The organism is Saccharibacillus kuerlensis DSM 22868, assembly GCF_000378145.1.
In the GTDB taxonomy this organism is placed as follows: Bacteria; Bacillota; Bacilli; order Paenibacillales; family Paenibacillaceae; genus Saccharibacillus; species Saccharibacillus kuerlensis.
Genome location: NZ_KB899277.1, coordinates 581206 through 607942, shown reverse-complemented (window position 1 = coordinate 607942; position 26737 = coordinate 581206). Strand labels below are relative to the sequence as shown.

Genomic DNA, 26737 nt, shown 5'->3' with positions numbered 1-26737 from the left:
CCTTTTTAAGTCTGGGGCGGGCTTCTGTTGGCGTGCGTCCCGAACAAACCCTTTCCGCGTACGGCCCGGAGAGGGCTTTTTGTTTTGTCTTTCCGAACAGCTCGGAAGTCAGAGGTGAGGCAGAACTGTACGGCTCGGACTTGAACCAAGGGGGAAAAAACGATGGGAACAGCCAAGAATACCAATTGCAAAAAGAACAGCAGACAGACGGAGAGAAAACAGATCCGTGTATTTGGAAATGATGAACAGGGACTGTTCGAACAGATTAGGACTTCTCAAATAGGCAGATCGCTGCTGACCGGATCGACGGCGCTTTTGCTGGCTCTGGGCCTTGCGGCATGCGGGCAAAATGAGACAGCGGAAGCTCCACAGCCAACAGCTTCCGAGACTCAGACTGCCAGTCAGTCGTCGACCGAAGCTCCCGGCACACCTGAAGCATCCGATGATGCAAAAGTTTCCGGTACGACAGATACGGCAGACGAAACCGCAGCCACCGTATATCCGCTGACGCTGACCGACGCCACCGGTACGGAAATAACGTTTGAAGCCGCTCCGTCCAAGATTGTATCGCTTGCGCCGTCGGAGACTGAGGCGCTGTTTGCATTGGGACTCGGCGAGCAGATTGTAGGCGTTTCCGACAACGACGATTATCCGGAAGAAGCCAAATCCAAGCCGAAAATGGGCGGTTATGAACTGAATACTGAAGCAATTCTAACGGCTCAGCCGGATATTGTATTTGCTGCCGATCTGACAGACGATGCAACGATCGATTCGCTGAGGGGGCTCGGCCTGCGGGTGTTCAAGTTCAATCCGGATACATTAGAAGATGTTATGAACAATATTTCGGTCTACGGAGAGATTACCGATCATCAGGCCGAAGCGAAAGAGGTAACCGACAAGATGCGGGCGGATATCGAGAAGGTGCGCAGTGCTGCCGCTTCAATTGACGAAAAAGACCGAAAGACCGTTTATCTGGAATTCTCACCGGGGTGGACCGTTGGGAAGGGCGAATTTATGGACGAGCTGATCGGAACGTCGGGCGCAATTAATGCGGCAGCTGCAACCACAGGCTGGAGCGAAGTGGATGCGGAAACGATTATTCGGACGAATCCGGATGTTATCCTTTACAGTAAAATGTCTGTTGATCCAAAAGATATCAAGGCGCGCAGCGGCTGGAACGGTATTAAAGCGGTGAAGAATGATCAGCTGTTTGCAATCGATGACAATCTGGTCAGTCGACCGGGTCCTCGATTGACGGAAGGGCTGATCGAAGTCTTTAACGCAATCTATCCGGACAAGCTGCAATGATCCGCAGGCTGGGCGGATACGGAGCGGTATTTGTGCTGCTGATTCTGGTCAGCCTTGTTCTGACGCTCAGAATTGGATCCGTCGAACTGCCAGCGGGCCGAATCGCGGCCATTCTGCTGCATGAGCTGCCGGGAATCGGCCGCTGGTTTCCACAAGTCTGGGAAGATTCGGCGGCGCAGATCGTATGGAAAGTTCGGCTGCCGCGCATTGCGCTCGCCGCATTGGTCGGTGCGGCGTTGGCGGTGGCCGGAGCGGCATTCCAGGGCGTGCTGCGCAATCCGCTCGCCGACCCGTTTACGCTTGGCGTATCGTCAGGCTCTTCGCTGGGTGCGGCGCTGATCATTTTCTTTGGACTGCGTACCGCCTGGATCGGACAGTGGACCCTGCCGCTGACGGCATTTGTCACAGGCGCGCTGACGCTGTTTGCCGTGCTGGCGCTGGCAAAGGATCGGGGCAAGCTTCCGGTTCACGGACTGCTGCTGGCTGGGGTCGTCATGCAGTCATTTCTTGGAGCGGCAGTTACTTTCCTGTCGGCGATGTCGGACCGGCCGGTCAATGAAATTTTGTATTGGACAATGGGCAGCCTGAATCTCCGGGGATGGAGTTACTCCGGGATACTGCTGCCTTACGTACTGCTTGGCGGAATGTTTCTCTGGGCAAACGCCGGAGCGATGAATTTGTTTGCGCTTGGCGAGCGGCGAGCCGGGCATCTCGGTCTGAATACGGAACGGACGAAGACCACTGTTCTGCTCGTTGCCACGCTGGTCACAGCCGCCGCCGTATCAGTATCCGGCGTCATTGGCTTCGTAGGCCTTGTCGTTCCGCATATGATTCGTCTGATTGCAGGTCCGGATTATCGGCTGCTTGTACCGCTGTCTGCCCTGGGCGGCGCTCTGTTCCTGATGTGGGCCGATACGTTGGCCCGGTCATTGTTTGGAGGAACGGAAATTCCGCTTGGTGTCGTAACGGCCTTTGCCGGAGCTCCGTTCTTCGCCATGCTGCTGCAGCGGAGCAAGCGGGGGAAGGGGGAGATGGGGTGAAACTTCCGGATTGGTGGAGAAGGGAACGTCATGCTCAGGAAGGGAAAGGCAGACCTGCAGGAACGAACAGGCAGTCTGGGCTTAAGGAGACAAATCAGTGGATCGGAGATCCGTCCGGACAGCTTCAGCAGAAGAGCTGGCAGATAGGGGACCCGTCCGAACAGGTTCGGAAGAAGGGCTGGCGGATTGGAGATCCAGCTAGGAAGACCGGGAAGGTGAGCCAACAGACAGGGGATTTAGGCAGTGAGAGCGCAGCTGACGCTTGGTCCGCCGAAGGATCGCGGGCAGCGAATGAGGCTGCGCCGCCTGCAATCCAGCTCATCGGCGCTGCCTGCACGTACGATGAGGTCCAGGCTGTTCAGCCGCTGAACTGGACTGTGCGCCGCGGCGAATTCTGGGCCGTGCTCGGGCCCAACGGCAGCGGCAAATCCAGCCTGCTGGGGCTGGTCTCTGGTTCGGAACGTCCATCGGCCGGCGAAGTCAGGCTGGACGGACGTCCTCTGGCGGATTACAGCCGCCGCGAACTGGCCCGTCGGCTGGCTGTGCTGCCGCAGGAAGGTCTGCCGCCGCTCGGCATTACGGTACGGGATGCGCTGGAGATGGGGCGCTTCCCGTACCGTGACCGCTTCGGCCGCGAGCAGAATCCGGCAGCCGCGGAAGAGCTGCTTGCCCGCATCGCCGGGCGGCTGGAGCTGACGGTGCTGCTGCCGCGCCGCCTGGATGAACTCAGCGGCGGTCAGCGGCAGCGTGCTGCGCTCGGCCAGGTGATGGCCCAGCAGCCGGGAATTCTGCTGCTGGACGAGCCGACAGCTTATCTTGATGTTTACTATCAGCTTGATGTGATGGAGCTGGTGCGGGAGTGGCACGCAGAAGAAGGACTGACTGTCGTAGCCGTGCTGCACGACCTCAATTTGGCTGCCCAGTATGCGCAGCAGCTGCTCTTGCTGCGTGAAGGACAGTGCGAAGCGGAAGGAACGCCGGAGACTGTGCTGACGCCCGGCAGGGTCGGCGCTCTATATGGCGTCGCACCGCCTGTCATTGTGCGGCGCGAAGAGATCGGCGCACCGCAGCTGCTGTTCCGAGCAGGGGAACGGCGAAGCACTGACAGCGGAAAATAGAAATCTGTGAAGAGCGAAACAGACCGGGGAAATAAATCCCCGGTCTGTTTGGTTAAGGCCTGTACGGAACCCTATTTAAGCCAGATCCCAATCAAGATCAGCGCCAAAAAAGCTTTAATCATGCTCGCTGTTTCGCAATTTTCCAGAACTAATTGGGAGAGCATTTCGTATCCTTTAACGGATTTGAGAGCACACTTGAATTTTACGTACACGTCCTAAAAGAATATTAAAAGTATGAGAAAGAGACTCGCGAGGGTCTTCGGATGAGTCTATTGAAGGTGTAAGAAAGAAGAAAGAAAAAAGAAAAAAAGAAGAAAGAAAAATAAGTGCACATGTACACTTATTTTTCTCGAATTTTTAAATTTCGCTGAAATAAGTGCTTCCATACACTTATTTCAGCTTTTTTGCGTCTCTAACCGTATTCCCTGTTAAATAGTTGCACCTGTGCACTTATTGGACGATTTGGCGAACTTTTGCGGAAATTAATTGCATATAAGCACTTATTGGGCTTTACGTTGAGTCTTATTGATGAAATCTTATTAGATACACCTTATTAGTCGTTTCTTATTAATCGAATCTTATTAATCGCTTCTTAATTAGACGCATCTTATTCATCATTTCTTGTTGGATGCGTCTCATTACGGCGTGTACGCGAACCAATAATCGACTTCGTATTTTACGTTCAACGCTTTAATTAAATGGGAAAACCGGAGCTGGGCGTTGAAGAAATCTTTTATTCGAAAAAGTTGATGAGTTTGCCTACACGCCCTAGTCAATCTGCTGGAATAAGGATCCCTATTCCAGAGACGGCTCAGATCTTGAAGCGGCGTACCGTTTCTTCCAGCTCGTCGGCTTGGCGGCTGAGTTCGCCTACAGTGTGGGCATATGACTCCATTTCTTTCAACTGCTGCGCGCTGCCTGCGGATACTTCCTGTACACGTTCCTGTACATGCTCTGTAATGCGGGCCGTTTCTTCGACCGACGCGCTGACCTGCTGGCTGCTGGCAGAGACTTGTTCGGTGGAAGAAGATACTTCCTGAACGGATTGATTGAACTGCTGCATCAGGTTAACCAGCTCGTCGAACGCGCTGCCGGCGCTGCGCACCGCTTCCGCACCGGACATGATCTCGGTATGTACCGAGCCGATCGCTTCGACAGAGCGGGTCGAATTTTCGCGCAGAGCCTCAAGCGACTGTTCAATTTGTCCGGTTGCCTGACGTGATTGATCGGACAACTTGCGTACTTCGTCCGCTACCACAGCAAACCCTTTGCCATGCTCGCCTGCTCGTGCGGCTTCGATCGAAGCATTAAGGGAAAGCATTTGAATCTGCTTGGAGATGCTTGTGATCGCCTGCAGTACCTGCGTGATTTCGTCCGAACTCGAGCCCATCGTTTCAATATAGGCACGGGCCTGCACGGTAGTTTCCTGCACACGGTTCATCTGTTCGACAGCTTGATGGGCCAGTGCATTGCCGGATACTGCTTCTTTGGAAGCTCGAGCAATCTGTTCGTTAACTTCGGCAGTGGATTCGGCGATGTGCTGAATGCCTCTGCTGATTTCTTCCATGGCTTTGGCATTCTCGGCAGTGCTAGTAGCAACCGTTTCGCTGCTTTCTGCGATCTGCACAGCCGAAGAAGAAGATTGTCCGCCGATTTCATACAGAAGGCCGATGCCTCGAGACAATTCGACAGAGTCGCTTTTGACACGGTCTGCAGCTTCAAGTACCTGGCCGATCATACTCCGGAGGTTGACTGTCATCTGTTGAAACGCGGAAGCCAGCTGTGCGATTTCATCGCGTCCTTTTACTTCAATGTTCTTTTGAAGATCACCTTCGGCAACCAGGCGGGCATGCTTGACCAGACGGCCGAGCGGCTTGGTCATCCGGCGGCTGACAGCTGCGGCAACAAGTGCACCCAAGATGACGACAGCGGCTGTAATGCCGATGCTTGTCCACAGAATACTTTGGGTAACCTGCGTGACGAAGTCGGCATCCAGTGTGCCGCCTATAATCAATGTACTCCCGGAAATCGCATGATAGCCTTGAAGTTGGGCATTACCGCCGCTCTGAATAAGCGGAGTGACGATGGTCTCCGTAGGAGTCTTCAACGCCTGCTGCATATGTACGGTTGCTGGCAGCTTGTCTCCGACTTTAATTTCGGAACCTTGGCTGACGAGCGCAGCGGTTGCTTCATTATCTTGAATATTGAGGATATAAACGTTTTCAAGTCGGAATTCGGAAGCAGCTTCGTTTAAGTAGGTTTGGAGTTTCATCGAAGCGCCTGCATTGGCTTTGGCTGCCATACTGGCCTCGATTGGATTAACACTGCGCTGAATCTCCGTAACGCTCAGGTCAAGCGTTTTGCTGAATTCCGGTATAATTCGGCTGTGCAGGGTATTATTGAATATGAAGAAAAAACTGCCGCACAACAGCAGGCTTACTACCAGAATGATCGCTCCCGACAAGGCAATAATTTTATGGCTGATTGAACGATTTAGCATAGGTAAAGCTCCCCCTTTGTTGTGAATGGCAGACGTATCTTGAACAAGGCAGCTAAGTTCAAAGCCCTATAGATCGTCAGCCGACATAGATAGTAAACGAACAAGACTTCGACTAAATCCAGAAATAATACAGAAAAACTGGATCAAAAGGTCTAATTTATTTAAATATACCTCCCAAAGTCTTGCTTGCTGTCTCATATCATACATGTAAATAGACAATTTTGACCAGATTTATGTAAGCTTTTTTTGCAACTTCCGAATATTTTCTTTCTTTTCTCTTATCTATAAAAATAGGTCTGTAAAAAGTCTACCGAAATGATCGGAATAATGTTATTATGAATGGCAGATTTAAGATTTCATAAGGAAGAACAGATTGGTACTGTTCAAATCACCAATATATACATAGAGAGGGATTGGATTATGGAAACCTTTTTCGTTATTTTGAACATAGCTGTTCTGGCTGGACTGGCCGTGCTGCTGTACATCATGCAAAAGCGCCATGTCTCGTTCAGCAAACGGGTGTTTACCGCGCTTGGACTCGGAATCATTCTTGGCGGTGCACTTCAGTGGATCTACTCGGCCGATTCGGAAGTCGTCTCGCGGTCGATGGATTGGTACAATCTGCTTGGCGGCGGTTATGTTCGACTGCTGCAGATGATTGTTATTCCGCTTGTTATGGTATCGATCATTACCGCGATCATGAACATCAAGGGGGGCAAGAAGCTCGGCAAGATCAGCGCTTCGATCCTGATTACGCTTGTTCTGACGACGGCGATCGCCGCGGTAGTCGGCATTGCGTCGGCGATGACATTTGGTCTCAACGCAAGCGATCTGCTGAGCGGAGAAGCGGAGGAAGCGCGCGGACAAGCGCTGGAATCGAGGCTCGGCGATGTCGAGGGTCTCTCGCTGCCGGATCAAATCTTGTCATTCATCCCGGCTAACCCATTTGAGGATATGACAGGAGCCCGTCCTTCGTCGACGCTGGCTGTAGTTATTTTCTCGGCCTTTATCGGTCTCGCTGTACTGGGCTTGGATCGGAAGAATGCGCAGCAGGCGGAAACGTTCCGCGGCATGATCAATGCTGTGCACGGGGTAGTTATGCGGATCGTAACGCTGATTCTGCGTCTGACTCCTTACGGCATCCTGGCGCTGATTGCCAAAATGATGGCGACGACCGATCCGGGAGGAATCGCTAGACTGGCTGAATTCGTAGCGGCTTCGTACGTGGCGCTGATCGTCATGTTCGTGATTCACCTGATCATTCTGCTGCTGTTCGGCATGAACCCAGTGACATATTTGAAAAAAGTCGTCTCAACACTCATCTTCGCCTTCACTTCGCGTTCAAGCGCAGCGACAATTCCGCTGAATATCGAGACGCAGACGAAGAAGCTCGGCGTATCCGAAGGGGTAGCCAATCTGTCCGCAAGCTTCGGGGCGACAATCGGTCAGAACGGCTGTGCAGGCATTTACCCGGCTATGCTGGCAGTTATGATTGCACCTGCTGCAGGCGTTGAGATTAACCTGTCGTTTATTGTAACGTTGATCGCAGTTGTAGCTATCAGTTCGTTCGGGGTAGCGGGTGTAGGCGGCGGAGCCACTTTCGCAGCATTGATCGTACTCTCCACAATGAACCTGCCAGTCGCACTCGCGGGGCTGCTGATTGCGGTTGAACCGCTGATCGATATGGGTCGTACGGCATTGAACGTCAACGATTCCATGCTTGCCGGTGTCGTAACGGGCAAAGTAACGGGCGAGATCGACAAAAACACGTACGATTCCCCGGATACTCCGGAACTGGAAGCGGCACGCGCGTAATAGCAAGATTGGAAACCGTAGATAAGGGCAATCCTTAAACAAGTTTGCTCTATGAACAGACAGCCTTCGGGCTGTCTGTTTGTTATTTATGAACCAAGACAATGAAGATGATCAACATGGGAACAGAACATAGAGGTACCATAATCTTTTTACTGGACCACTTTTTCAAAAAAAGATGGTGCAAATACGGTCCTTATGGTAAAGTGATACGGGATTTCGGGTTCCAAAAGGAGCGCGGGGTTTTTTGTTCTGCTCTTCGGGAACCTTATTATTCCATAACGCGGTTCGTAACCATCCCGCGATACCAAAACTAGGAGGATTCAACTTGTTTAACTTCACATGGGGCGTTTTTTTCGTCCTGGTCAATTTTGCGTTTTTCCTGCTCTGTTTCAAATTTTTCGGCAAAAAAGGGCTGTATGCCTGGGTAGGTGTCGCTACGGTTCTCGCGAATATTCAAGTAACCAAAACCATTGAGATGCTGGGCATCACGATGACGCTGGGCAACGCAATGTACGTCAGCATCTATATGACGACGGATCTGCTAAATGAACGCTACGGTGTTAAGGCGGCACGCCGCGCAGTCTGGTTCGGATTCTTCATGCTTGTTATGACGACAGTCATTATGCAGATGGTGCTGGGCTTCGAGCCTTCAGCAGTCGATTTTGCCCAAGGGCCGATGAGCGAATTGTTTGGTCTGCTACCTAGACTGGCATTGGGAAGTCTGACCGCTTATCTGGTCAGTCAACTTCTTGACGTCTATCTATATGCCCGGATTCGCCGCCGCTTTGCGTCCGCCAATCAGCTGTGGATTCGCAACAACGGAAGCGGCATGATCAGTTCCTTTATCGATACGCTGATTTTCTGCGCGATTGCATTCACGGGTCCTGAATACGGAGGGTTCTCCATCTGGATTCAGCTGTTCCTTTCGACGTATATCTTCAAATTCATTCTTACGGCTGCCGGAACGCCAGTGCTTTATTGGGCACGCGGCATGAAAGTACCTGCAGTGGAAGCCGATTCCGGTCTGCCGCCGAGCCGTTGATGAATAAAAAGCGGTCTCCCGTTTATGGGAGACCGCTTTTTATTTTCGGATATTTTGGTTTTGTATTCGCTTCTCCGAAACAGGCTCAGCCGATTACGGTTAGCTCTTTCGGGAAAGTGGTCAGCACATCGACGCCGTCTTTCGTTACGATCACATCGTCTTCGATGCGTACACCGCATTCGCCGGCGACATAGATGCCCGGTTCGACGGTAAAGCAGAGGCCTTCCGTCACAAGTTCTTCATTGGCACCGTGAACGGACGGATATTCGTGCACATCCATGCCCAGTCCGTGACCAAGTCGGTGCATAAAGTACGGACCGTAACCGGCTTCGGTGATCACTTCACGTGCGGCGGCATCGACCGAGGCCAGCGTTACGCCGGGGCGGGTATGGGCGATCGCAGCCAGATTAGCGGCCAGTACGGTCTCGTAGATCTTGACGGCTTCGTTGTTCGGCCGCTCGGCTACAGCGAATGTACGTGTAATGTCCGAGGCGTAACCGTCGAGATAGACGCCCATATCGAACATCAGCATATCGCCGGCTTCGATCTTCCGCTGACCGGGATTGCCGTGAGGCAGCGCCGTGTTGTCGCCGGTCAGCACCATTGTATCGAACGAAGGGCCTTCCGCACCGAGTTTCTTCATTTGATATTCAAGCTCGGCTACGATCTCAATTTCTGTCGCGCCGACCCGGACATGCTTCAATCCTTCGGTTAGCACAGCTTCAATCAATCGTACAGCCGCACGGAGCTTCTCGATTTCGTCCGGTGTTTTGGCTGCACGCAGTGCGCTGAGCACGCCGCCTACATCAGCATAGCCCGAAGCGCCGAGTGCGGCATTCAGACGCTCGAAGCGGGCAACGGACAGATGATCTTTTTCGATGCCAACCATGCCGCGGCCGCTGCCAAGCCAGCCATGCAGCAGCGTATAAGCATCGTCCGTATCGGTATGAGTTCGGATCGTCGGAACGGAGGAAACCGCTTTGGCCGCTTCAAGATCAAGTGCGGGTACAATAAGAAATGGCTCGTCTTCTTTCGGGATTGCAAGTCCTAGAAAGCGTTCATGAGGGTCGGACATAAACCCGGTCAGATAGCCGACATGCTTCGGGTCAGTAATCAGCAGGCAGTCGAGTGCGCGTTCGTCCATATGGGTTCTGAGTTGGGTCCAGCGGTGATCGTTCATCAGCAGTTCACTCCTGTAGATTCGTTTTTCTTTTCCGCCTGCGCGGAATATTCATAGTGCCCATTATACATTCATGCTGTCTATTATAGCCCAGGATGGACCGGTCGGCCAAAAAACAGAGGCTTCCAGTATTAGGGTTGACAGTTCTTAAGGGGAAGGGCTATGATAAGTTTACTATTTGGCAAAGGAGGATGGCAGCAATGATCGTCGTTAATCGTTTGAAAGCCCATTTGACAACCGAACACTCGCCTTTCGTTCTGCCTGTCCTCGACGGGTACGGATTGGCTTGAATGCGTCCGAAGACGCGGTTCTTTTTGCGGAATGTTTATGTTTCTGCAGAAAAACTGTACGTCTGTCTCGGTGAAGCTTTGTTTGTCCGCGTTTTGCGGAAGAAACATGGCGGAGCCGTGCATCTGCATGCAAGTTGAACCGGCATTAGCCGCGGACGAGAGGTCCGCGGCTTTTTGTTATGTTTTTTTATCCCATATCCCCGATTTGCTCAAATAGAGAGGAATGAATATTTAATTGAAATCTTTTAATCCCATTGAAGCTAACCTGCCGAAATCTAACGCAGCGTCCGAATTTCCGGCGGAAGCCAAATCCTGTTATCATGAAGTTAAGCTCCCTGCTGGCAGTGTTCATGTGTTCGCGGACGAGAATCTGTTTGCAGGGCTGGATTCCAGAATTTTTGAAATGGCTAATCACAATTTACAAATACCCGGTATCCGCTATATGGGTTATACGCCTGATGTACATGTGGGCATCGGAACGTGTATCGGCACAACGGCGGTCTGGGGAATGAATGATGGTATCGTTTCCCCGTCGATCGTTGGCAGTGATATCGGCTGCGGCATGCGCGTTCATCTGACGAATCTGCACCGGCGCGATCTGCAGGATTTGCGGCTGCGCCGGAAGCTGGTCAATCGGATCGAAAAGTATCTGCCGATGGAGTCACATAAAAAAGGTGCTTTTTCCGATCTGCGAATGGATCATATCGTGCAAAAAGGACTCAAAGGACTCCCGAGTAAATATTTGCCGGACAGCGCTTCCTCCAAACGTTCGCCTTCGCTGACCCACGTGGAGAGAGCAAGATTCGCTTTTGATCCGGAAGAATTGAACGCGGTACAAGAGACATATTGGGTAAAAGGGCTGCGCCAACTGGGTACACTGGGCGGCGGCAATCATTTTGCGGAAATCCAGTATCTTGAGATTGCGGAAGAGAACCGGCATATCGCGGAGCAGTGGGGTATGAAGGATGGCCAGGTAGTCGTGATGATCCATTCCGGCTCTCGCGCTTGGGGAGCGATGGTCAGCCAGCATTACACATCAACGGCTGCCCGAGCGATGAAACGTCTGGGCCTCGGTACAAGCGATCCGAAGCTGATCTTCGCGCCGCTGGATTCGCCGGAAGGACGCCGTTATACCAATATGATGGCCTCGGCACTGAATGTCGCGGTCGTTAATCGGCATCTGATCGCTTATGCGATCCGCGAAGCATTCCTCGATGTGTTCGGGCCTTCATTCAAAATGAATATTTTGTACGACCTAATGCACAATTACGCTTGGGAAGAGCAGCACGGAGGACAGGATTGGTTTGTTCACCGTAAGGGTGCCACTCGTGCGCTGCCTGCCGGGCATCCGGATAATCCCGAGGCTTACATGCAGACCGGACATCCGGCGCTGATTCCGGGTTCAATGGGCACAGCTTCGTATATCATGGCGGGTCTGCCGAGCGGGGCCGACAATTATCATTCCATCTGCCACGGTGCAGGACGCATTCGTTCGCGCAGTGCAACAAAGCGTCTGGTAACGGTAGACGAATTCGCCGCCGCACTCAAAGTGGGAACCGAAGAAGAAGTCATCGTTAATCATAACTCCCTGGGTGTAATTCTGGATGAGTCGCCTCAGGCGTATAAGGATGTTGATCAGATTATCGGCAGCGTAACGGGAGCGGGACTCGCCTCCGTCGTTGCCAAATGCAGGCCGCTTGCGGCAGTGAAAGGAGCGAGGTCTTAATATGGAAAGAAAAATGGAGCAGTACGATACGGGTCTGCAGCTTCCGGGTTCATCCGGTGCGGCTGAAGCCGGCGAAGAGCGGGCAATCATCGCTTACGAGCCTGGCAATCCGAATATGAGCGAATACGAATCCTATGCGCGGGTTACGCGGGGCATCGAAGATATGCTGGAAGAGCGATACGGGATGACCTATACGCTCTATGCCAGCGATGACGGCAACAGCGACTATTGGGATCTGCTTGAAGAAGATGTGAAGAAAGGGTCGCCGGAAGTGGAATGTGCGGGGCGCATCTATGAAGGAATCGAAGGCCGTACGTTCGCTTACGATGAAGACAGCAGCACACCGGAATACAGTATTCATCCGGCGATTCGCAACAACGTCTTTGTATACCCGGAGCAGGGTGTGGCGTTGGCTCGTATTCCGATGTTTCGCCAGCATGGGATTTACAGCGAAGACTTCGTGTTTGCTACAGGCGACGAAGCGATCAGCCGATTCCTCAGCGGCGTTCGCGACCGTCAGCGGAGCCGGGAGAAAACCCGGATTACGGTGTTTACGGATACCAACAACGGGATTCAGCGGGAGAGCGAGCCGATCACGAGAGCGGTGTCGCGTGACGATGTCATTCTGCCCGAACCGTTGAAAAAAGAAATTTACCGGTCACTCGATCAATTTTTTGCGTCGGACCGCAGTTTCTACCGCAAGCATAATCTGCCATTCAAACGGGGCATACTGCTCTATGGGCGTCCCGGCAACGGAAAAACGACGCTGGTGAAGTCGATTGCCGGCAGTGTGCAGGGACCCGCTGCTTACTGGCAGATTACAGAATATACGTCCAGTGTTTCCGTGCAGGAAGTATTTGAGACGGCAGCACGGCTTGCGCCGATGGTGCTGGTTATCGAAGATATTGATTCTATGCCCCAGAGCGTGCGCTCATTCTTCCTTAACACATTGGACGGTGCGACATCGAAGGAAGGGATCTTCCTGATCGGTACGACCAACTATCCGGAGAAGATTGATCCGGGCTTAATGAACCGTGCGGGCCGCTTTGATCGTTCGTACGAAATCATGCTGCCGGATGCGGACCTTCGACGTGCGTTCTTGGAACGCCGCGGGATGCTTGATTTCGTCTCGCCAGAAGAACTGGAACGTGCCGTTGCATTGGCCAAAGGCTTCAGTATGGCGCAGCTCGGCGAGCTGTACGTTTCGGCCGCTCTAGACTGGAACGAGCATGGCAAAGCCGACATTGACGGGATTGTCCGTTCAATGAACGGACAGCTGAGCAAAGAGAAAAGAGGCAATTGGCTGGATGGACGGGATGGCGGAATCGGGTTTCAATTATAAGCGCCGGTTATCCGTCGGTACCTATGTGCCATAACAATAATGGAAGTAAAAATAGAAACGAAAATACAAATGAAAATACAAACAAAAAAGCGTCCCGAAAAATTTCGGGGCGCTTTTTCTTGAGCTTTAACAGGTAATCTGACTATCGATTAGATAATACGGCGGCGCAGCCATCCGGAGATCAGGTCGATAATGACAACCAGAACCACGATACCGAGCAGAATGATACCAACGCGGCTCCAGTTACGAGTCTGGAGAGCGAAGAGCAGCGGCGTACCGATACCGCCAGCGCCGACAAGACCGAGCACGGTTGCGGAGCGGATATTAATCTCAAAACGGTACAGTGCGTAAGAGATAAACTGCGGGATAACCTGCGGCAGAACGGCGAAGCGCAGTACCTGCAGCTTGCTTGCACCGCAGGCCTGCAGGGCTTCGCGCGGACCGTCGTCGACGGCTTCAATCGTCTCGGAATACAGCTTGGCAAGCATACCGATCGAATGGACGCCGAGCGCCAGCACGCCGGCGAACGCACCGGGGCCGACGGCGACAATGAACAGGATCGCCATGATGATTTCCGGGAATACCCGGATCACTGTCAGCACGAACTTGCCGCTGCCGGAGATGGCTCTCAAGCGGCTCATATTGGCCGAGGCCCAGAACGCGAACGGGATACACAAGAATGCCGAAATGAATGTGCCCAGAATAGAGATCGTCAATGTCTCCAGCAGACCGCGCAGCAGATCTTCTCCGTCCGGCAGGTATACGTAATCCCAATCGGGATGAGTAAAGCCTTCCCAGATCGAGGCCATAACTTGAAAGCCGTATTCCTGTATACCTTCGAATTTAAGTCCCGACAGCGACCAGATGAATAGGAGGATTAAGGCGACGCCGATCAGCCAGCTGCGGATAATCGTGCTGCGCGCTTTGGAAGGAACGGTTTGATTCATAGTAATTTCCTCCGTAAATAGGTACTGGCGTAATCGATAAGCAGCACGATTACGAGCGTAAGAAGAATAATGATCGAAGCACGGTCATAACGCAGCGAATTCAGCTGCTGGTCCAGATGCAGACCAATACCGCCCGCCCCGACGAAGCCGAGCACGGCAGCTGCCCGTACATTGACTTCAAAAGCGTACAGTACGTACGAGAAGAAGTAAGGCAGCGCCTGAGGAATGACGCCGAATACGATCAGCTGGATTTTGTTGGCACCTACGGAAGTCATCGCTTCAAGCGGACCCGGATCGATTGCTTCGATCGCTTCGTACGTCAGCTTGGCTACAAGACCGAATGAGAAGAAGACAAGTGCGAGCATACCGGCGAACGCGCCGATACCGAATACCGCTACGAAGATCGCAGCGAACAGCAGGTCGGGAATAGTCCGAACCAGATTCAGTACCATACGAACAGGAATACTCACAATCTTTTTCGGAATCACATTGGTGGCCGCCAGCAGTGCAACCGGAACAGCAAGGATCGATCCGATAACCGTAGCGGCAATGGCGATTTGAACCGTTTCAATCATCGGTCCAAAGATATCTTCTGCGTAACTCCAGTCCGGTCGGATCATTTCATTCAAAATCCGATTCACGTTGTCCCGTGCATTGGCACTGAACAAATCGAAGATGTTCGCGTCGACTTGATAGAAGCAGGCTGCCAACACAAGGATGAACAACAGCCAGGTTGCAAGCGTCTTATAGCGCTGCGGCCCCTTAGAATCCATAGTGGGCGCAGGCTTTTTGGAAGGCGGAGGGGGCGGTGCTCCCACTTCCGCCGATTCCGGCTTGGGAGCAGGCGTCATACGGTTACGCCTCCCTTTGCAGCCTCGGCCGCGAGCAGCTCGTCTTCATTGATCGGACGGCCATAGATTTCGGCGAACTTGGCATCGGTCGCTTCGGAGACAGGACCGTCGAATACAACTTCCCCGGCGCGCAGACCGATAATACGAGTCGCATACTCGCGAGCCAAGTCAATGAAGTGCAGGTTGACGATCGTTGTAATCTTCAGCTCGCGGTTAATGCGCTGTAAGTCATCCATAACTTGACGGGTCGTCAGCGGATCGAGGGATGCGACCGGTTCGTCGGCAAGAATAACTTTCGGTTTTTGAGCCAAAGCCCGGGCAATCGAGACACGCTGCTGTTGGCCGCCAGAGAGCTGGTCGGCGCGGATATAGGCTTTTTCGCGAATATTGACGCGGTTGAGCGCATCAAGCGCAATATCGTGATCCTCTTTCGGGAAATAGCCAAACATCGTACTGAATGTGGAATGGTAGCCGACACGACCAGACAGCACGTTGCGCAGAACGGTCGCCCGCTTCACCAAGTTGAAGCTCTGGAAGATCATGCCGATATCACGGCGTATACGGCGCAGCTGCTTGCCGTTCGCACGGGTTACAGACTTGCCGTCGATCAGAATTTCGCCCGCACTGATGTCATGCAGACGGTTGATGGACCGCAGCAGCGTCGATTTGCCTGCGCCCGACAGACCGACGATTACCACGAACTCGCCTTCGCCGATCGTAAGGTTGATATTGTTGAGGCCAACTGTGCCGTTGGGATACTGTTTGACTACATCTTTGAATTCAATCATCATGGCCTGCTTTCTCCGGGTATGCTTCCTGCGTCAGGAATACCGGTCAAATTTATGTCTTCTCCAAACGCCGCACAGCGCCGCTTGCGGGAGTAAAACCCGCAAGCGGCGCTGCATGATGGGCTGAAAATGGCGTGTTAAATCAGTTTTGTCGAGATGATATCTTGACGCTTTAGAACCGGTGAAGATGAGGACTATTCGATCTTCTGGCCTACAGCTTTTGCGGATTCGCGAACGATATCGAAGTTAGCGTCGTCGCCTTTTGCGTAGCCTACGTGCGTGTATACATCATTGATGATTTTTTGACCTTCCGGATCTTCGCCGAGAGCGATGAACGCGTCGGAAATTTTCGTTTTCCACTCGTCCGTCATGTCACTGCGCACGCTGATCGTGTCATTCGGAATCGGGTCTGTCGAGAACAGAATTTCTGTTTGTTCGAATACGTCCGGAATATCGCCTTTTACGGTGTTGCGAGCGTCTTGGAAGACAGCAACTGCGTCAACCTGTCCGTTCAGCAGAGCCAGTACCGCTTGGTCATGGCCTTTCAGCGTTACGCCTTGAACATCTTTGGCAGGATCCATGCCGGCTTTGACCATGGCTGCAGCCGGGAATACGTAGCCTGCGGAAGAGGTAACGTCCTGCCAACCCATTTTCTTGCCTTTCAGATCTTCCAGGCTCTTGATGCCGGAATCTTTCTTAACAAGAATCAGGGATTTGTAGAAGTCGACTTTTTCTTCCGTTGGTGCGCCTGTTGCTTCTTCTACGCCATAGCGCTGTGCTTGCAGCAGCAGATCGGCTGCATTTCTAACGTCGTGAGCCAGTACATAGCCATTCGGAGGCAGGAAGCCTACGTCAACCTGTTTCGCGGACATCGCTTCGATGATTGTATTATAGTTAGGAGAAACGCTGACTTTTACCGGAATACCGAGCTCTTTGCCGAGGAGTTCCTCAAGCGGCTTTGCTTTGGCTTCGAGTGTTTCTGCGTTCTGCGAAGGAACGAATTGAACGCGCAGTTCTGTAGGGGTAAATCCAGCGGCCTCGGCTGTCGTATCGTTGCCAGTTGCTGCTTCGCCGCCCGCTGCGTTGTTGTTACTGCTGCTGCCACACGCTGCCAAGCTGGCTGTAACTGCAAGAGACATGCAGATCGTAAGTACTTTCTTGAACAAAATCTTTTCCCCCTTGGTTGGTTATGTGCTGTATGAACTTTGCGGCTCGAAGCCGACAAACAGAAGTGTACCAGCAATTTCCTCCGGATGAGTAAAGTTGGAACACGATTTTTGTTAAATTAATGTAAAGTTCAAATGCGATATCTTGCGAAAAATACTGTTCAGTGGCATCCTAGTTCAAGCCGGGAAAATGAGCGCTTTTCGTTAAGCGGGTTCCAAAACCCGTAAGCTTATGGCAAACAGTACGATCAAGCAAAGGTCTCATTCTATCTTACATAATGGGGGAGAGTAAACTGAGTATTAAAACCAGTCTAAGAATATTGGAAACGACAGATCTTCATGTTCATATGATGAATTATGATTATTATGGGGATCGGTCGGTATTGGAGTACGGATTTGCCCAGACGGCGGCTTTGATTCGGCAGGCAAGAGCGGAGAAGAAAAATGTGCTGTTATTCGACAACGGCGATCTCCTCCAAGGCAATCCGATGGGCGACTATATGGCATCGGGCGGTCTTGAAAGCAGCGGCATCCATCCGGTCTATCAGGCGATGAACATTCTTGGTTACGATGCAGGTACACTTGGCAATCATGAATTTAATTATGGGTTGGAGTATTTGGACAAGGCATTGGAAGGAGCGAATTTTCCGTATACGAACGCCAATTTGTATCTGGATGGAGAAGATCTGCCGAAGCACTCGCATTATCTGCCTCCTTATCTGCTGCTTGAGCGGTCAATCGAAGATGAGGCGGGAGACATACATCCGATCAAGATCGGGGTAATTGGACTGGTGACGCCGCAAATCATGAACTGGGACAAAGCCAATCTCGAAGGCCGCCTAAAAGCGGAAGATATGGTCGAGACGGCTAAAATGTTTGTGCCGAAGCTGAAAGCCGAAGGCGCCGATCTCGTCGTTTTGTTGGCACACTGCGGCTACGAAGATATTCCGGAAGCCCCGATGACGGAAAATGCGGTTCTGCATCTGAGCCGGGTACCTGATGTCGATGTTATTTTGTTCGGGCATGCGCATAAAGTTTTTCCCGGAGCGGCGTTCGAAGGGAAAACGGGTGTTGACCTGACTCGCGGCACGATAAACGGTGTTCCCGCTGTCGAAGCAGGTTATGCGGGCGATCATCTCGGCGTCGTGGATCTGGAGCTTGAACGGACGGTTGAAGGGTGGAAAGTGACCGGGAGCCGCGCCGAAGCCCGTCCGGTCTACGATACGATGCAGGCGGCTGCACGGGTGCGGACGGATGAGGAGGCGGCCAGAGCGGTGAGTGCGGCACACGAAGAGACGCTGAATTATATCCGCACAGCAGTTGGAGAAACGACCGAACCGATCAACAGCTTCTTCGCTCTGACGCTCGACAGCGCTTCGGTACAGATTGTTAACGACGCGCAGCGCTGGTATTTGAAAAAAGAAATGCAGGGTACCCCCTATGAAAATCTTCCCGTGCTGGCAGCCGGAGCGCCATTCAAGACCGGAGGCCGCTATGGCCCTTCTTTTTACACCGACATTCCCGCCGGTCCGCTGGCAGTCAAACATATTGCGGATTTATACAATTATCCGAATACTCTATGTGCGCTGCTGCTGACGGGAGCGGAACTGAAAGAGTGGTTGGAATGGGCAGCCGGTCTGTTCCGTACAATCGATCCGCAGGGAGAGAACGGACAAAGTTTGATTGATCCGGACTTTCCGTCATTCAACTTTGATATTATCGACGGGGTAACTTATACAATCGATGTGACACGTCCTGCGAAATATTCGGCTTCGTGTGAACTTCTGAATCCCGAGTCCGAGCGGATCGGGAAGTTATGCTATGAAGGACGTCCAGTTGAAGCAGGAGAAAAATTCATTATCGCGACGAATAATTACCGAGCGTTCTCGACACCGATTGCAAACCTAGACGGACAGCGCATCGTTCTGGCATCTCCCGACGAGAATCGTCAGATTCTGACCGATTATATTCGCAGTTCCGGACGGCTGATGTCAAAAGCGGACGGTAACTGGACACTGATCGGAACTCCAAAAGGATTGACGGTTGAGCTGCTGTCTTCTCCGGAAGCCCGCAAATCTGACATGCCGATAGGCATATCATTCGCCGGTATGGCGGAAGGCGGATTTGCCCGCTTTGAAATTGATCTGTCCACGCTCGGTGGAAAATAAATCAATATGCAGCATACTGCCGGAAGAGAAATGACAGCATATCGATCCTTCGACAATCTAACGGCGGCGGCGGATATTCCGCTGCCGTACTTTTATAATTGAAGCAAAGGAGAGGGAATGCACTTGAAAAAAGCTGTTTTTTTCGATTTGGACGATACTTTATATGATCATTTGGAGCCGTTGGAACTTGGAGTACGCGAGGTACTCGGTACAGGAGACAAATTTCCGTATGAGCGGTTGTATCACCGGGTACGCTATTACAGCGATCTATTGTCCGCGACACAAGGACTTTCTCCCAAAGAAGGAGGCAGCGTCGGTGCGGCAGGAACGATGACATTGGAGGAAATGCGGCGTGAACGTTTTCAATTGGCACTGGGAGAATTTGATTACGAACTGACTGACGAGAAAGCACAAGCGCTTCAGGATGCTTATTTGTCCAAGCAGTATGCGATTACGCTTTATAAAGGAGCGCGAGAGCTGATTATGGAACTTCAGGATGCGGGGCGATTGGTCGGCGTTATTACAAACGGTCCGCCGGAGCATCAGCTTCGCAAGGCGGAAGCATTGGGACTACAGGAACTGATTTCGCCGGAACTGATCTTTGTGTCAAGGGCAGTACGTATTGCCAAGCCCGATGTGCGACTATTCGAACATGTGAACCGGGCAACGGAAACGTCGCCGGAAAACAGCTTCTATATCGGGGATTCTTGGCGTAATGATGTTGTCGGTGCGATCGATGCCGGCTGGACGGTACTGTGGTTTAACCCTCGTCTCGCCAAGCGGGAAACGGATCATGAACCGCATTACACAGCCGCCGATTACTCGGAAATTCGCCGAATCGTTCTGGGCCTCTAAAGTTTGGATAATCTTCTTGTAAAACAGCTTGGATTGGGGTAATATTCGAGTTACGTCCTGGTATTGATAATCATTATCATAATAAAGGGGCGGAATTCAGGCGACAAAAGGGGAGCTCACACACATGAAAACCTGGAGAAAGCTCGGATTTCTACTAGGAACGGTTCTGCTGCTGATTATGTTGGCGGCATGTGGAAACCAAACGGATACAGCAGCGACCGATACACAGACGCAGAATGAGTCGGCTGTAACCGATCCGGCGACGGCACCTGCCGAAGACCGTGCAGCGAAAGAAGCCGCTGCAGACGATTCGGAAACGATCGTATATGCAGCGGCTAACGGAGATATTACGATTCCGAAAAATCCGAAACGAATCGTCGTTATTGCGGATAGTTACTTTGGCGATTTTGTACAGCTTGGCATTACGCCGGTCGGTGCACCGGATCATGTATTCCAGAGCGCGGTGCTCAAAGAGAAGACGGATGGCGTTACCAATATCGGTGACGGCTCTTCGGTAGAAAGTGTTCTGGGAGTTGATCCCGATCTGATTATCGTTTGGGTTGGCAACGAAAATCTGGAGAAGTTTTCGAAGATTGCACCGACAGTTGCATTCGAATACGGCAAGTTGAATACGAAGGAGCGCATGTTGGAGTTCGGACGGATGACCAACCGCGAATCCGAAGCACAGGCATGGGTCGACAGTTGGGATTCGCGGATCGCCGAACTGAAGCCTGAAGTGCAGGCGGCAGTCGGAGACAAGACCGTTTCGATTCTTCAACCTTACGATAAAGGTATCTACGTCATGGGCGACACATTCGGCCGCGGCGGCGAGATCCTGTATCAAGAGCTGGAATTGAAGGCGCCTGCCGGCACTCAGAAGGAAGCGATCGACAGCGGCGCAGGATTTGCCAGCATTTCGCTCGAAACGCTGGAAGACTTTGCGGGAGATTACATCTTCACTGCGCCATGGCAGAGCGCAGATGATGGCCCTGCCGTCTATAACAGCAGTATTTGGAAGAACCTTCCGGGAGTAAAAGCCGGTCAGGTGTTCGAAATCGACCCGGTTGCGTACTATTTTAACGATCCGATTTCTCTCGACTCGCAGCTGACGTTCATTACGGACAGCCTGCTGGGCAAGTAGGTAAGTAATTCATAAAAAGGCTGTTCCTACGTCGTGTCAGCGACCGGAACGGCCTTTTTTATGTGGGTCATCGGTTGAAAAAGAACCTTTAGCCTTCGAAATCCGGAATCGGCATCAGGATGCACGCAGAATAGGATTGAGCATGCATCGGCTTCTTCAGACTCAGCGTGCAGCGGCTTCTTCGGACTCAAGAAGAGCACGCTTCTGCAGATAACGTATAGTTTCGGGATCGGAATGAGTCTTCAGTCGGAAATCTTCTTTGTACAGTTCGGGTCCTTTGCCGGTAATTAGAATGCACTCTCCGGGAACAGCGTTGTTCCAAGCTTCTTCGAGGGCCAGCGTACGATCGGCGCGAATATCTGTTTCTCCGCGGCTGAGTGACCGGTAACGCTCCAGCATGCTTTCGGCAGAGGTGAGGTTCAAATCATCGAATGTGAGCACCGTGCGGTCACTGTAACGTCTGGACAGTTTCAGCATCGTTTCCCATTTGTCTTCATCACGACCTCCGCGGAATCCGAAGATATGGGTCAGCCGCTTGGGGCTATAAGCTTTTACGGCATGCAGGCATTGAAGCAGGCCGTCCGGGGTATGGGCGTAATCTACAATCAACAATGCGCCGTTCGGATGAGAGTAAGTTTCCAGACGGCCTGGAACGCCGGGGAAATGCTGCAGAGCGCTGGCAATGCTTTCCGCCGGAATCCCTCGGCTGCGTGCGAGCAGAATGGCAGCCGCAGCGTTCCAAACGTTATGCAGGCCCGGCAGCGGGATTCGAAAGCGGATTGGTACGGCAGACCGCATGCCTTTTTCGGCGATTGTAAATTCGGTTGTTGTGCCGGAATCGGCAGAAACTAGTCGGAGATCATCATCTTCCCTCCGGCCAAAGGTCAGCGTATGAATGCCTTCGCTCTTCAATTCACCGACAAGCAGCCGTCCCCAGCGGCAGTTCGTGCAGACGACGGCTGTTCCGCCCGGTTTCAGCAGCTGGAATAAACGGGCTTTGGAACGGAAATAGATCTCCAGCGTTTGGTGATAGTCCAAGTGTTCCCGGCTGAGATTCATAAACACGGCATAGTCGAAGCGAAGACCGCTTACCCGATGCTGGTCGAGTCCGTGGGAAGAGACCTCCAGCACGGCACAGCTGTCACGGCTTTCCCGCAGCCAACGTTGGATTTGCAGCGCATCATGTGTTGTCATGGAGGAGGGATAGGAGCGCCCGTTCATACGCCGCTCGACCGTGCCGAGCAGCATCGCAGGCTGTTCGGTGCTTTCCAGCACATGATGAATCAGGTGGGAGGTCGTCGTTTTTCCATTTGTTCCCGTTACCCCAATCAGGGTACGCTCTGAACCCGGATGACCGTAAAACTCGGCGGACAACAGCGCCAGCGCCAAGCGGGCGTTCGATACGCCAATGCAGGGAACCGCACAATAAGACGGGGGATGTTCGCAGACGACCGCGCATGCGCCGGCCTCAACCGCGTCGGCTATGTAGCGATGACCGTCTGTACCGGTGCCGGCTATGGCAACAAACAGATCTCCCTGCCTTACTTGTTCGGAATGAAAAGCAAGTCCGCAGACGTTCGGATCAGCATCTACGGGGCAGGAATGGTTCAGAGCCGTTCCGAGCAGGTGGCTAAGCTTCATAGGGACCGCTCCTTTCAAATCAGAAATTCGTATTTGGATATCGACAATATGCCGTCATTCCGGACTCCGGTCCGCAAAAGGATATGGACGGAGAATTTGGAGCAGTCGGAAATAGACCGGACGGCCTTGCTGATGATATACCCTTTGAAAGGCCGCTTGCCCCAACTGCCGCAGGTTCGATTTTTAAAGTGTCGGGACAGGAAACTGTCGGATTGAAAAAAGCCCCGCCCACTTTGAGGTGGAACGGAGCTTTTTGACCTAAATGATCATGAACTTATTCATCCGCCATAAGTTTGAAATTCAAGCGGTAGATCCACCAGTCCACTTGTCGCGTGAATGGTAAGGCTGTCCAATCAGTCAGGTTTTTGAGTGTTTTTCGATGCTTTAGGAAGCTTCGGCGCTTTCGGTGCTTTCAACGTACCATTTTCCTTCAATTGCTGCTCTTTTGCGGCATCGAAGATGGATTTGTATTCGGCGAGCATTCGCTTATCGCGTTTTCTGCTTTCACGATGTTCTTCCGAAAGAGCTTTGTGAAGCGATACGCACATGCCGATCATAATGATGGCAAAAGGCAGCGCTACGACAATTGAGGCTGTCTGCAGAGCACTGAGACCGCCGCTGACCAACAGCACAATGGCGATCGAGGACTGTACGATACCCCAAGTGACTTTAATTTTTCCTGATGGATGAAGATCGCCGTTGGAAGACAGCATTCCGAGCACAAAGGTGGCGGAATCGGCCGACGTAATAAAGAACATGGCGATCAGCATAAGTGCAAGGAACGATACAATGATGCCCATCGGAAGGTTTTGCAGCATCAGGAACAGGGCGGACGTTACATCGTTTTGTACGGCGTCGGCCAATCCGCTGTTCTGATAGCGTTCGGAGTAAATGCCTGCGCCGCCGAATACTGCGAACCACAAACAGCCGAATAGGCTGGGAACAAGAAGAACGCCGAGCACGAATTCGCGAATCGTACGACCTTTGGAAACCCGGGCGATGAAAGTACCGACGAATGGTGCCCAGGAAATCCACCATGCCCAATAGAACAGCGTCCAAGCCGCAACCCAGGTGCTGTCAGAGAACGGAGTCATGCGCAGGCTCATTTGGACCAGATTTTGCATATATCCGCCGAGCGTGACAGTAAACGTATCGAAAATGAATGAAGTCGGGCCGACGAACAGTACGAACAAGAGCAGCAGGACTGCGATAACCAGATTGGCGTTGCTCAAGATCCGAATGCCTCGATCTAAGCCTGTTGTCGAGGAACCCAGATACAGGACGGTGACGATCACAATGATGATGACCATCATGAAGGTACTGCTTTGATAGCCGAAAATCTGCTCGATGCCGCCCGCAATTTGCAGCGTGCCCAGGCCGAGCGAGGTCGCTACGCCGAAAGTTGTCGCGATAATAGCGAGCACGTCGATCGTTTTACCGATCGGTCCATTGACCCGTTCGCCGAGCAGAGGCACGAACGTAGAACTGATGAGGCCTTTGTAGCCTTTGCGGAATTGGAAGTAGGCTAGCGACAGCGCGATAACCGAATAGATGGCCCACGGATGAAGCCCCCAATGGAAAAAGGAATAGCGCATGGAAATCCGTGCCGCCAAAGCGGTGCCGCCCTCCAATTCTTCGGGAGGATCGATATAATGCGATACGGGTTCCGCCACTCCCCAAAATACGAGGCCAATGCCCATGCCGGCGCTGAACAGCATGGCAAACCACGAGGTGGTGGAATATTCGGGTTCGTCCTCGTCTTTGCCCAGTTTAATGCGCCCAAAGCGTCCAAACGCCAGGTACAGGGCAAACACGAGGAATCCGAAAGCGGTCAGCAGATAAAACCAGCCGAATTTTTCCGTAGAAAAATCAAGCGCAATCTGCGCCGAGTTCCCGAGCTGTTCGGGAAAGAAAGCCCCCCATAATACGAATGCGATAATGATCGTAAGGGCAACCACAAAAACCATAATCTCTGCTCCTTTCTTGGGAGGTTTCTTTCTTGAGAAACTCTCTTCCAGTAACCATTACCCAAGTAAGCAGATAAAGAAAAAGGCCGATTTAACGATCGGCCGGAAATACAAGTCCAAATTGTTTGCGTGCTTCTTCCATGACTTCTGCTACCGTCGTCGAGCATGCACGGGAATTGACAGAAGATTCGGAAGCGCCTGCCGTAATAACATCAACAAATTCTTGAATTTCATAAGTCATAACCGGTTTACCGGCAGGTTCGCTCAGATCTTCGACGCTGCCGTCCCGATAGCGGATCTGGACACTGCGGGGTTCGCTGATCTTGTCGATTACGATGCTGCCGAGCTCTCCCTGGATTTCTGAAGGGGCAAGCGAATCGGTAATTTTGGAGAACATGACGACCGCATCCATATTTGCGTAGCGGGCCAGAAGGCTGCCTTCGCCGTCTACGCCGGATTCGAGCATATAGGCCGATGCTTTAATCTCCTCAGGCTTGCCGAACAGCAGGACCATCGGATAAATACAATACAGCCCCAGATCCATCAGCGCACCGTTCGAGAACTCCGGACGGAATGCGTTCAGTACCATGCCTTCCTTATAAGCGTCGTAACGGGACGAGTACTGCCCGTAGTTGGCGAAGTAACGCCGGATCGGTCCGATCTTATGCAGATTCTGACGCAGCAGGGCGAAAGCAGGAAGCAGCGTTGTCTTTACAGCTTCCATAAGCACGGCTCCACCTTCTTCGGCGGCTGCGAACATTTCCCTGACTTCGCGCGCGTTGGAAGCCATCGGTTTTTCACAGAGGACATGTTTACCGTGCTTCAGAAGCAGGATAGCCTGCTCCGCATGCAGCGAATTGGGACTGGCAATATAAACGGCGTCGATCCGGTCCGAAGCGGCCATTTCATTGAGGTCCGTAAATGTAAGCTCAACTCCATAGCGGTTCGCGAATTCGCGCGCGCGTGCTTCGGTGCGGGAATAGATCGCGGTAAGTTCCAGTCCTTCCGCCTGCCGAGCTGCTTCAATAAAACGTTCCGTAATAAAATTTGTACCGACCATGCCGAATCGAATCATAAATAAATTCACTCCCGGTTCAAGTATTGAAGAAAGCGATAACGTTCCAGTCCATCATAACACGAGTCGTCAAGTTAGGATTCGTAATTTTTAACATTCCGCAGGGTCGATTCGTCGCTGTCTCCGTCGGGCTTTGAAATGATAGACAGACTGCCGTTCGGCTCCAGTACGACCGCATGAATTTTCCCCATGGAATCCAAGCCTTGGTTTCGGGCAATTTGCCAAACTTCATCGGGACTCATTCGGCCTTTTTTCATCGCATCCGGTAGAAAGTGATCGTTATAGTAGAGCAGGGTAGGAGCAGATTTGACCAACTTTTCAAACGGTCTGAAACGCGAAGTCATCCATGAAACAAGGAACTGCATGCCTATAAGGACCAGATAAGCGCTAAGACCGTCGGCCAGTGTAATCGAGTGATTGAGCAGGATCGTAGCGAGTGTGGAACCGATTGCCACGCTGACGACCAGATCGAAAGCGTTCATCTGCGTCAAAGTCCGTTTCCCGCCAAAGCGGAGCATAACGACGAGTGAGATATAAGCCAATACGCCGATCAGCAGTGTTCTGCCTATAGATTCCCAACTGTTAAAGAACATTGTCCAGCCTCCTTTTCCAGCACTATTACCCAAAGTTCAACATTTGTAATGCCTTACGGCGTCAAACTTCCAGAGAAGCGTCCACCCGGCAGGCTGAATGTCAGCATCGCGTGATCGTGAAGGTTATAAGGGATTACCGAGTCGTTTTTTTGCGCATTTGTGTTCATTTGGGGGTAATGTAACG

20 protein-coding genes are annotated in these 26737 nt (G+C 52.2%); 10 read left to right on the top strand and 10 right to left on the bottom strand.

All coding sequences use genetic code 11. From position 1 onward, the window contains the following. Window positions 1–162: 162 nt before the first annotated feature. Genes F456_RS0102795 through F456_RS21650 form a run of 3 tightly spaced genes read left to right on the top strand, consistent with a single transcriptional unit; the run spans window position 163 to window position 3466 of the window. Window positions 163–1308, top strand: a complete 1146-nt coding sequence (locus F456_RS0102795; protein WP_018975484.1) for an ABC transporter substrate-binding protein — start codon at window positions 163–165, stop codon at window positions 1306–1308. Then, window positions 1305–2348 (top strand): FecCD family ABC transporter permease, encoded by a 1044-nt coding sequence (locus tag F456_RS0102790; RefSeq protein WP_018975483.1) that lies wholly within the window; start codon window positions 1305–1307, stop codon window positions 2346–2348. Before F456_RS0102795 ends, F456_RS0102790 begins: the two co-directional genes overlap by 4 nt. Beyond that, window positions 2345–3466: an ABC transporter ATP-binding protein gene (locus tag F456_RS21650; RefSeq protein WP_018975482.1), complete on the top strand. Its 1122-nt coding sequence runs from the start codon at window positions 2345–2347 to the stop codon at window positions 3464–3466. Before F456_RS0102790 ends, F456_RS21650 begins: the two co-directional genes overlap by 4 nt. 811 nt (window positions 3467–4277) lie before the next feature. On the opposite strand, the gene F456_RS0102780 is transcribed toward F456_RS21650, so the two are convergent. Then, the gene (locus F456_RS0102780) at window positions 4278–5966 is read right to left on the bottom strand and encodes a methyl-accepting chemotaxis protein (RefSeq protein WP_018975481.1); all 1689 of its coding nucleotides are present in this window, start codon (window positions 5964–5966) and stop codon (window positions 4278–4280) included. Window positions 5967–6386: 420 nt separating this feature from the next. Here F456_RS0102780 and F456_RS0102775 point away from each other — a divergent pair, with 420 nt between their 5' ends. Further along, window positions 6387–7781 carry an L-cystine transporter gene (locus F456_RS0102775; RefSeq protein WP_018975480.1) on the top strand — a complete coding sequence of 465 codons (1395 nt, stop codon included), beginning with the start codon at window positions 6387–6389 and terminating at the stop codon, window positions 7779–7781. A 325-nt stretch (window positions 7782–8106) separates the two neighbouring features. Further along, the gene (locus F456_RS0102770; protein ID WP_018975479.1) at window positions 8107–8823 is read left to right on the top strand and encodes a queuosine precursor transporter; all 717 of its coding nucleotides are present in this window, start codon (window positions 8107–8109) and stop codon (window positions 8821–8823) included. An 85-nt stretch (window positions 8824–8908) separates the two neighbouring features. Here F456_RS0102770 and F456_RS0102765 read toward each other — a convergent pair whose 3' ends face one another. Next, complete coding sequence (locus F456_RS0102765; RefSeq protein ID WP_018975478.1) at window positions 8909–10003, bottom strand: M24 family metallopeptidase; 1095 nt, start codon at window positions 10001–10003, stop codon at window positions 8909–8911. Between the two features lie 555 nt (window positions 10004–10558). On the opposite strand from F456_RS0102765, the gene F456_RS0102750 reads away from it, so the two are divergent. Together F456_RS0102750 and F456_RS0102745 are read left to right on the top strand one after the other, a co-directional pair. Next, on the top strand, window positions 10559–12019 hold the full coding sequence (locus tag F456_RS0102750) for an RtcB family protein (RefSeq protein ID WP_051086680.1): 1461 nt from the start codon (window positions 10559–10561) through the stop codon (window positions 12017–12019). A 115-nt stretch (window positions 12020–12134) separates the two neighbouring features. Beyond that, window positions 12135–13361: an ATP-binding protein gene (locus F456_RS0102745; RefSeq protein WP_157059980.1), complete on the top strand. Its 1227-nt coding sequence runs from the start codon at window positions 12135–12137 to the stop codon at window positions 13359–13361. Window positions 13362–13510: 149 nt separating this feature from the next. Here the strand turns inward: F456_RS0102745 and phnE (F456_RS0102740) are convergent, their stop codons facing one another. The 4 genes from phnE (F456_RS0102740) to F456_RS0102725 form a co-directional block, all read right to left on the bottom strand. Beyond that, window positions 13511–14308: a phosphonate ABC transporter, permease protein PhnE gene (phnE, locus tag F456_RS0102740; protein WP_018975473.1), complete on the bottom strand. Its 798-nt coding sequence runs from the start codon at window positions 14306–14308 to the stop codon at window positions 13511–13513. Then, a complete protein-coding gene (phnE, locus tag F456_RS0102735; protein WP_018975472.1) occupies window positions 14305–15159 on the bottom strand; it encodes a phosphonate ABC transporter, permease protein PhnE in 855 nt (284 codons plus the stop codon). Before phnE (F456_RS0102735) ends, phnE (F456_RS0102740) begins: the two co-directional genes overlap by 4 nt. Continuing rightward, the gene (gene phnC / locus F456_RS0102730; RefSeq protein ID WP_026293607.1) at window positions 15156–15947 is read right to left on the bottom strand and encodes a phosphonate ABC transporter ATP-binding protein; all 792 of its coding nucleotides are present in this window, start codon (window positions 15945–15947) and stop codon (window positions 15156–15158) included. Before phnC ends, phnE (F456_RS0102735) begins: the two co-directional genes overlap by 4 nt. Window positions 15948–16141: 194 nt before the next feature. Further along, on the bottom strand, window positions 16142–17113 hold the full coding sequence (locus tag F456_RS0102725; protein WP_018975470.1) for a phosphate/phosphite/phosphonate ABC transporter substrate-binding protein: 972 nt from the start codon (window positions 17111–17113) through the stop codon (window positions 16142–16144). 278 nt (window positions 17114–17391) lie between these two features. On the opposite strand from F456_RS0102725, the gene F456_RS0102720 reads away from it, so the two are divergent. From F456_RS0102720 to F456_RS0102705, 3 genes are all read left to right on the top strand, one after another. Further along, complete coding sequence (locus tag F456_RS0102720; protein WP_040924845.1) at window positions 17392–19281, top strand: bifunctional 2',3'-cyclic-nucleotide 2'-phosphodiesterase/3'-nucleotidase; 1890 nt, start codon at window positions 17392–17394, stop codon at window positions 19279–19281. A 117-nt stretch (window positions 19282–19398) separates the two neighbouring features. After that, window positions 19399–20136 (top strand): HAD family hydrolase, encoded by a 738-nt coding sequence (locus tag F456_RS0102710; RefSeq protein WP_026293605.1) that lies wholly within the window; start codon window positions 19399–19401, stop codon window positions 20134–20136. A 124-nt stretch (window positions 20137–20260) separates the two neighbouring features. After that, window positions 20261–21277, top strand: a complete 1017-nt coding sequence (locus F456_RS0102705; RefSeq protein WP_018975466.1) for an iron-hydroxamate ABC transporter substrate-binding protein — start codon at window positions 20261–20263, stop codon at window positions 21275–21277. A 162-nt stretch (window positions 21278–21439) separates the two neighbouring features. Here the strand turns inward: F456_RS0102705 and F456_RS0102700 are convergent, their stop codons facing one another. The 4 genes from F456_RS0102700 to F456_RS0102685 all read right to left on the bottom strand — a co-directional run bounded on the left by F456_RS0102700 (window position 21440) and on the right by F456_RS0102685 (window position 26553). After that, on the bottom strand, window positions 21440–22918 hold the full coding sequence (locus tag F456_RS0102700) for a Mur ligase family protein (protein ID WP_018975465.1): 1479 nt from the start codon (window positions 22916–22918) through the stop codon (window positions 21440–21442). Between the two features lie 353 nt (window positions 22919–23271). Then, window positions 23272–24885 (bottom strand): glycine betaine uptake BCCT transporter, encoded by a 1614-nt coding sequence (locus F456_RS21645; RefSeq protein WP_018975464.1) that lies wholly within the window; start codon window positions 24883–24885, stop codon window positions 23272–23274. A gap of 91 nt (window positions 24886–24976) precedes the next feature. Next, complete coding sequence (locus F456_RS0102690; RefSeq protein WP_018975463.1) at window positions 24977–25960, bottom strand: Gfo/Idh/MocA family protein; 984 nt, start codon at window positions 25958–25960, stop codon at window positions 24977–24979. Window positions 25961–26034: 74 nt separating this feature from the next. Then, window positions 26035–26553, bottom strand: coding sequence for a DUF421 domain-containing protein (locus F456_RS0102685; protein WP_018975462.1), 519 nt, complete (start codon window positions 26551–26553; stop codon window positions 26035–26037). Window positions 26554–26737: the final 184 nt, after the last annotated feature.

What these genes read in the sequence shown, in the direction of transcription:
- F456_RS0102795 (WP_018975484.1), top strand. Translation starts at nt 163, where the DNA reads ATGGGAACAGCCAAGAATACCAATTGCAAAAAGAACAGCAGACAGACG.
- F456_RS0102790 (WP_018975483.1), top strand. Translation starts at nt 1,305, where the DNA reads ATGATCCGCAGGCTGGGCGGATACGGAGCGGTATTTGTGCTGCTGATT.
- F456_RS0102780 (WP_018975481.1), bottom strand. Translation starts at nt 5,966, where the DNA reads ATGCTAAATCGTTCAATCAGCCATAAAATTATTGCCTTGTCGGGAGCG.
- F456_RS0102775 (WP_018975480.1), top strand. Translation starts at nt 6,387, where the DNA reads ATGGAAACCTTTTTCGTTATTTTGAACATAGCTGTTCTGGCTGGACTG.
- F456_RS0102765 (WP_018975478.1), bottom strand. Translation starts at nt 10,003, where the DNA reads ATGAACGATCACCGCTGGACCCAACTCAGAACCCATATGGACGAACGC.
- F456_RS0102745 (WP_157059980.1), top strand. Translation starts at nt 12,135, where the DNA reads ATGAGCGAATACGAATCCTATGCGCGGGTTACGCGGGGCATCGAAGAT.
- phnE (WP_018975473.1), bottom strand. Translation starts at nt 14,308, where the DNA reads ATGAATCAAACCGTTCCTTCCAAAGCGCGCAGCACGATTATCCGCAGC.
- phnE (WP_018975472.1), bottom strand. Translation starts at nt 15,159, where the DNA reads ATGACGCCTGCTCCCAAGCCGGAATCGGCGGAAGTGGGAGCACCGCCC.
- phnC (WP_026293607.1), bottom strand. Translation starts at nt 15,947, where the DNA reads ATGATTGAATTCAAAGATGTAGTCAAACAGTATCCCAACGGCACAGTT.
- F456_RS0102720 (WP_040924845.1), top strand. Translation starts at nt 17,392, where the DNA reads ATGGGGGAGAGTAAACTGAGTATTAAAACCAGTCTAAGAATATTGGAA.
- F456_RS0102710 (WP_026293605.1), top strand. Translation starts at nt 19,399, where the DNA reads ATGCACTTGAAAAAAGCTGTTTTTTTCGATTTGGACGATACTTTATAT.
- F456_RS0102705 (WP_018975466.1), top strand. Translation starts at nt 20,261, where the DNA reads ATGAAAACCTGGAGAAAGCTCGGATTTCTACTAGGAACGGTTCTGCTG.
- F456_RS0102700 (WP_018975465.1), bottom strand. Translation starts at nt 22,918, where the DNA reads ATGAAGCTTAGCCACCTGCTCGGAACGGCTCTGAACCATTCCTGCCCC.
- F456_RS21645 (WP_018975464.1), bottom strand. Translation starts at nt 24,885, where the DNA reads ATGGTTTTTGTGGTTGCCCTTACGATCATTATCGCATTCGTATTATGG.
- F456_RS0102690 (WP_018975463.1), bottom strand. Translation starts at nt 25,960, where the DNA reads ATGATTCGATTCGGCATGGTCGGTACAAATTTTATTACGGAACGTTTT.
- F456_RS0102685 (WP_018975462.1), bottom strand. Translation starts at nt 26,553, where the DNA reads ATGTTCTTTAACAGTTGGGAATCTATAGGCAGAACACTGCTGATCGGC.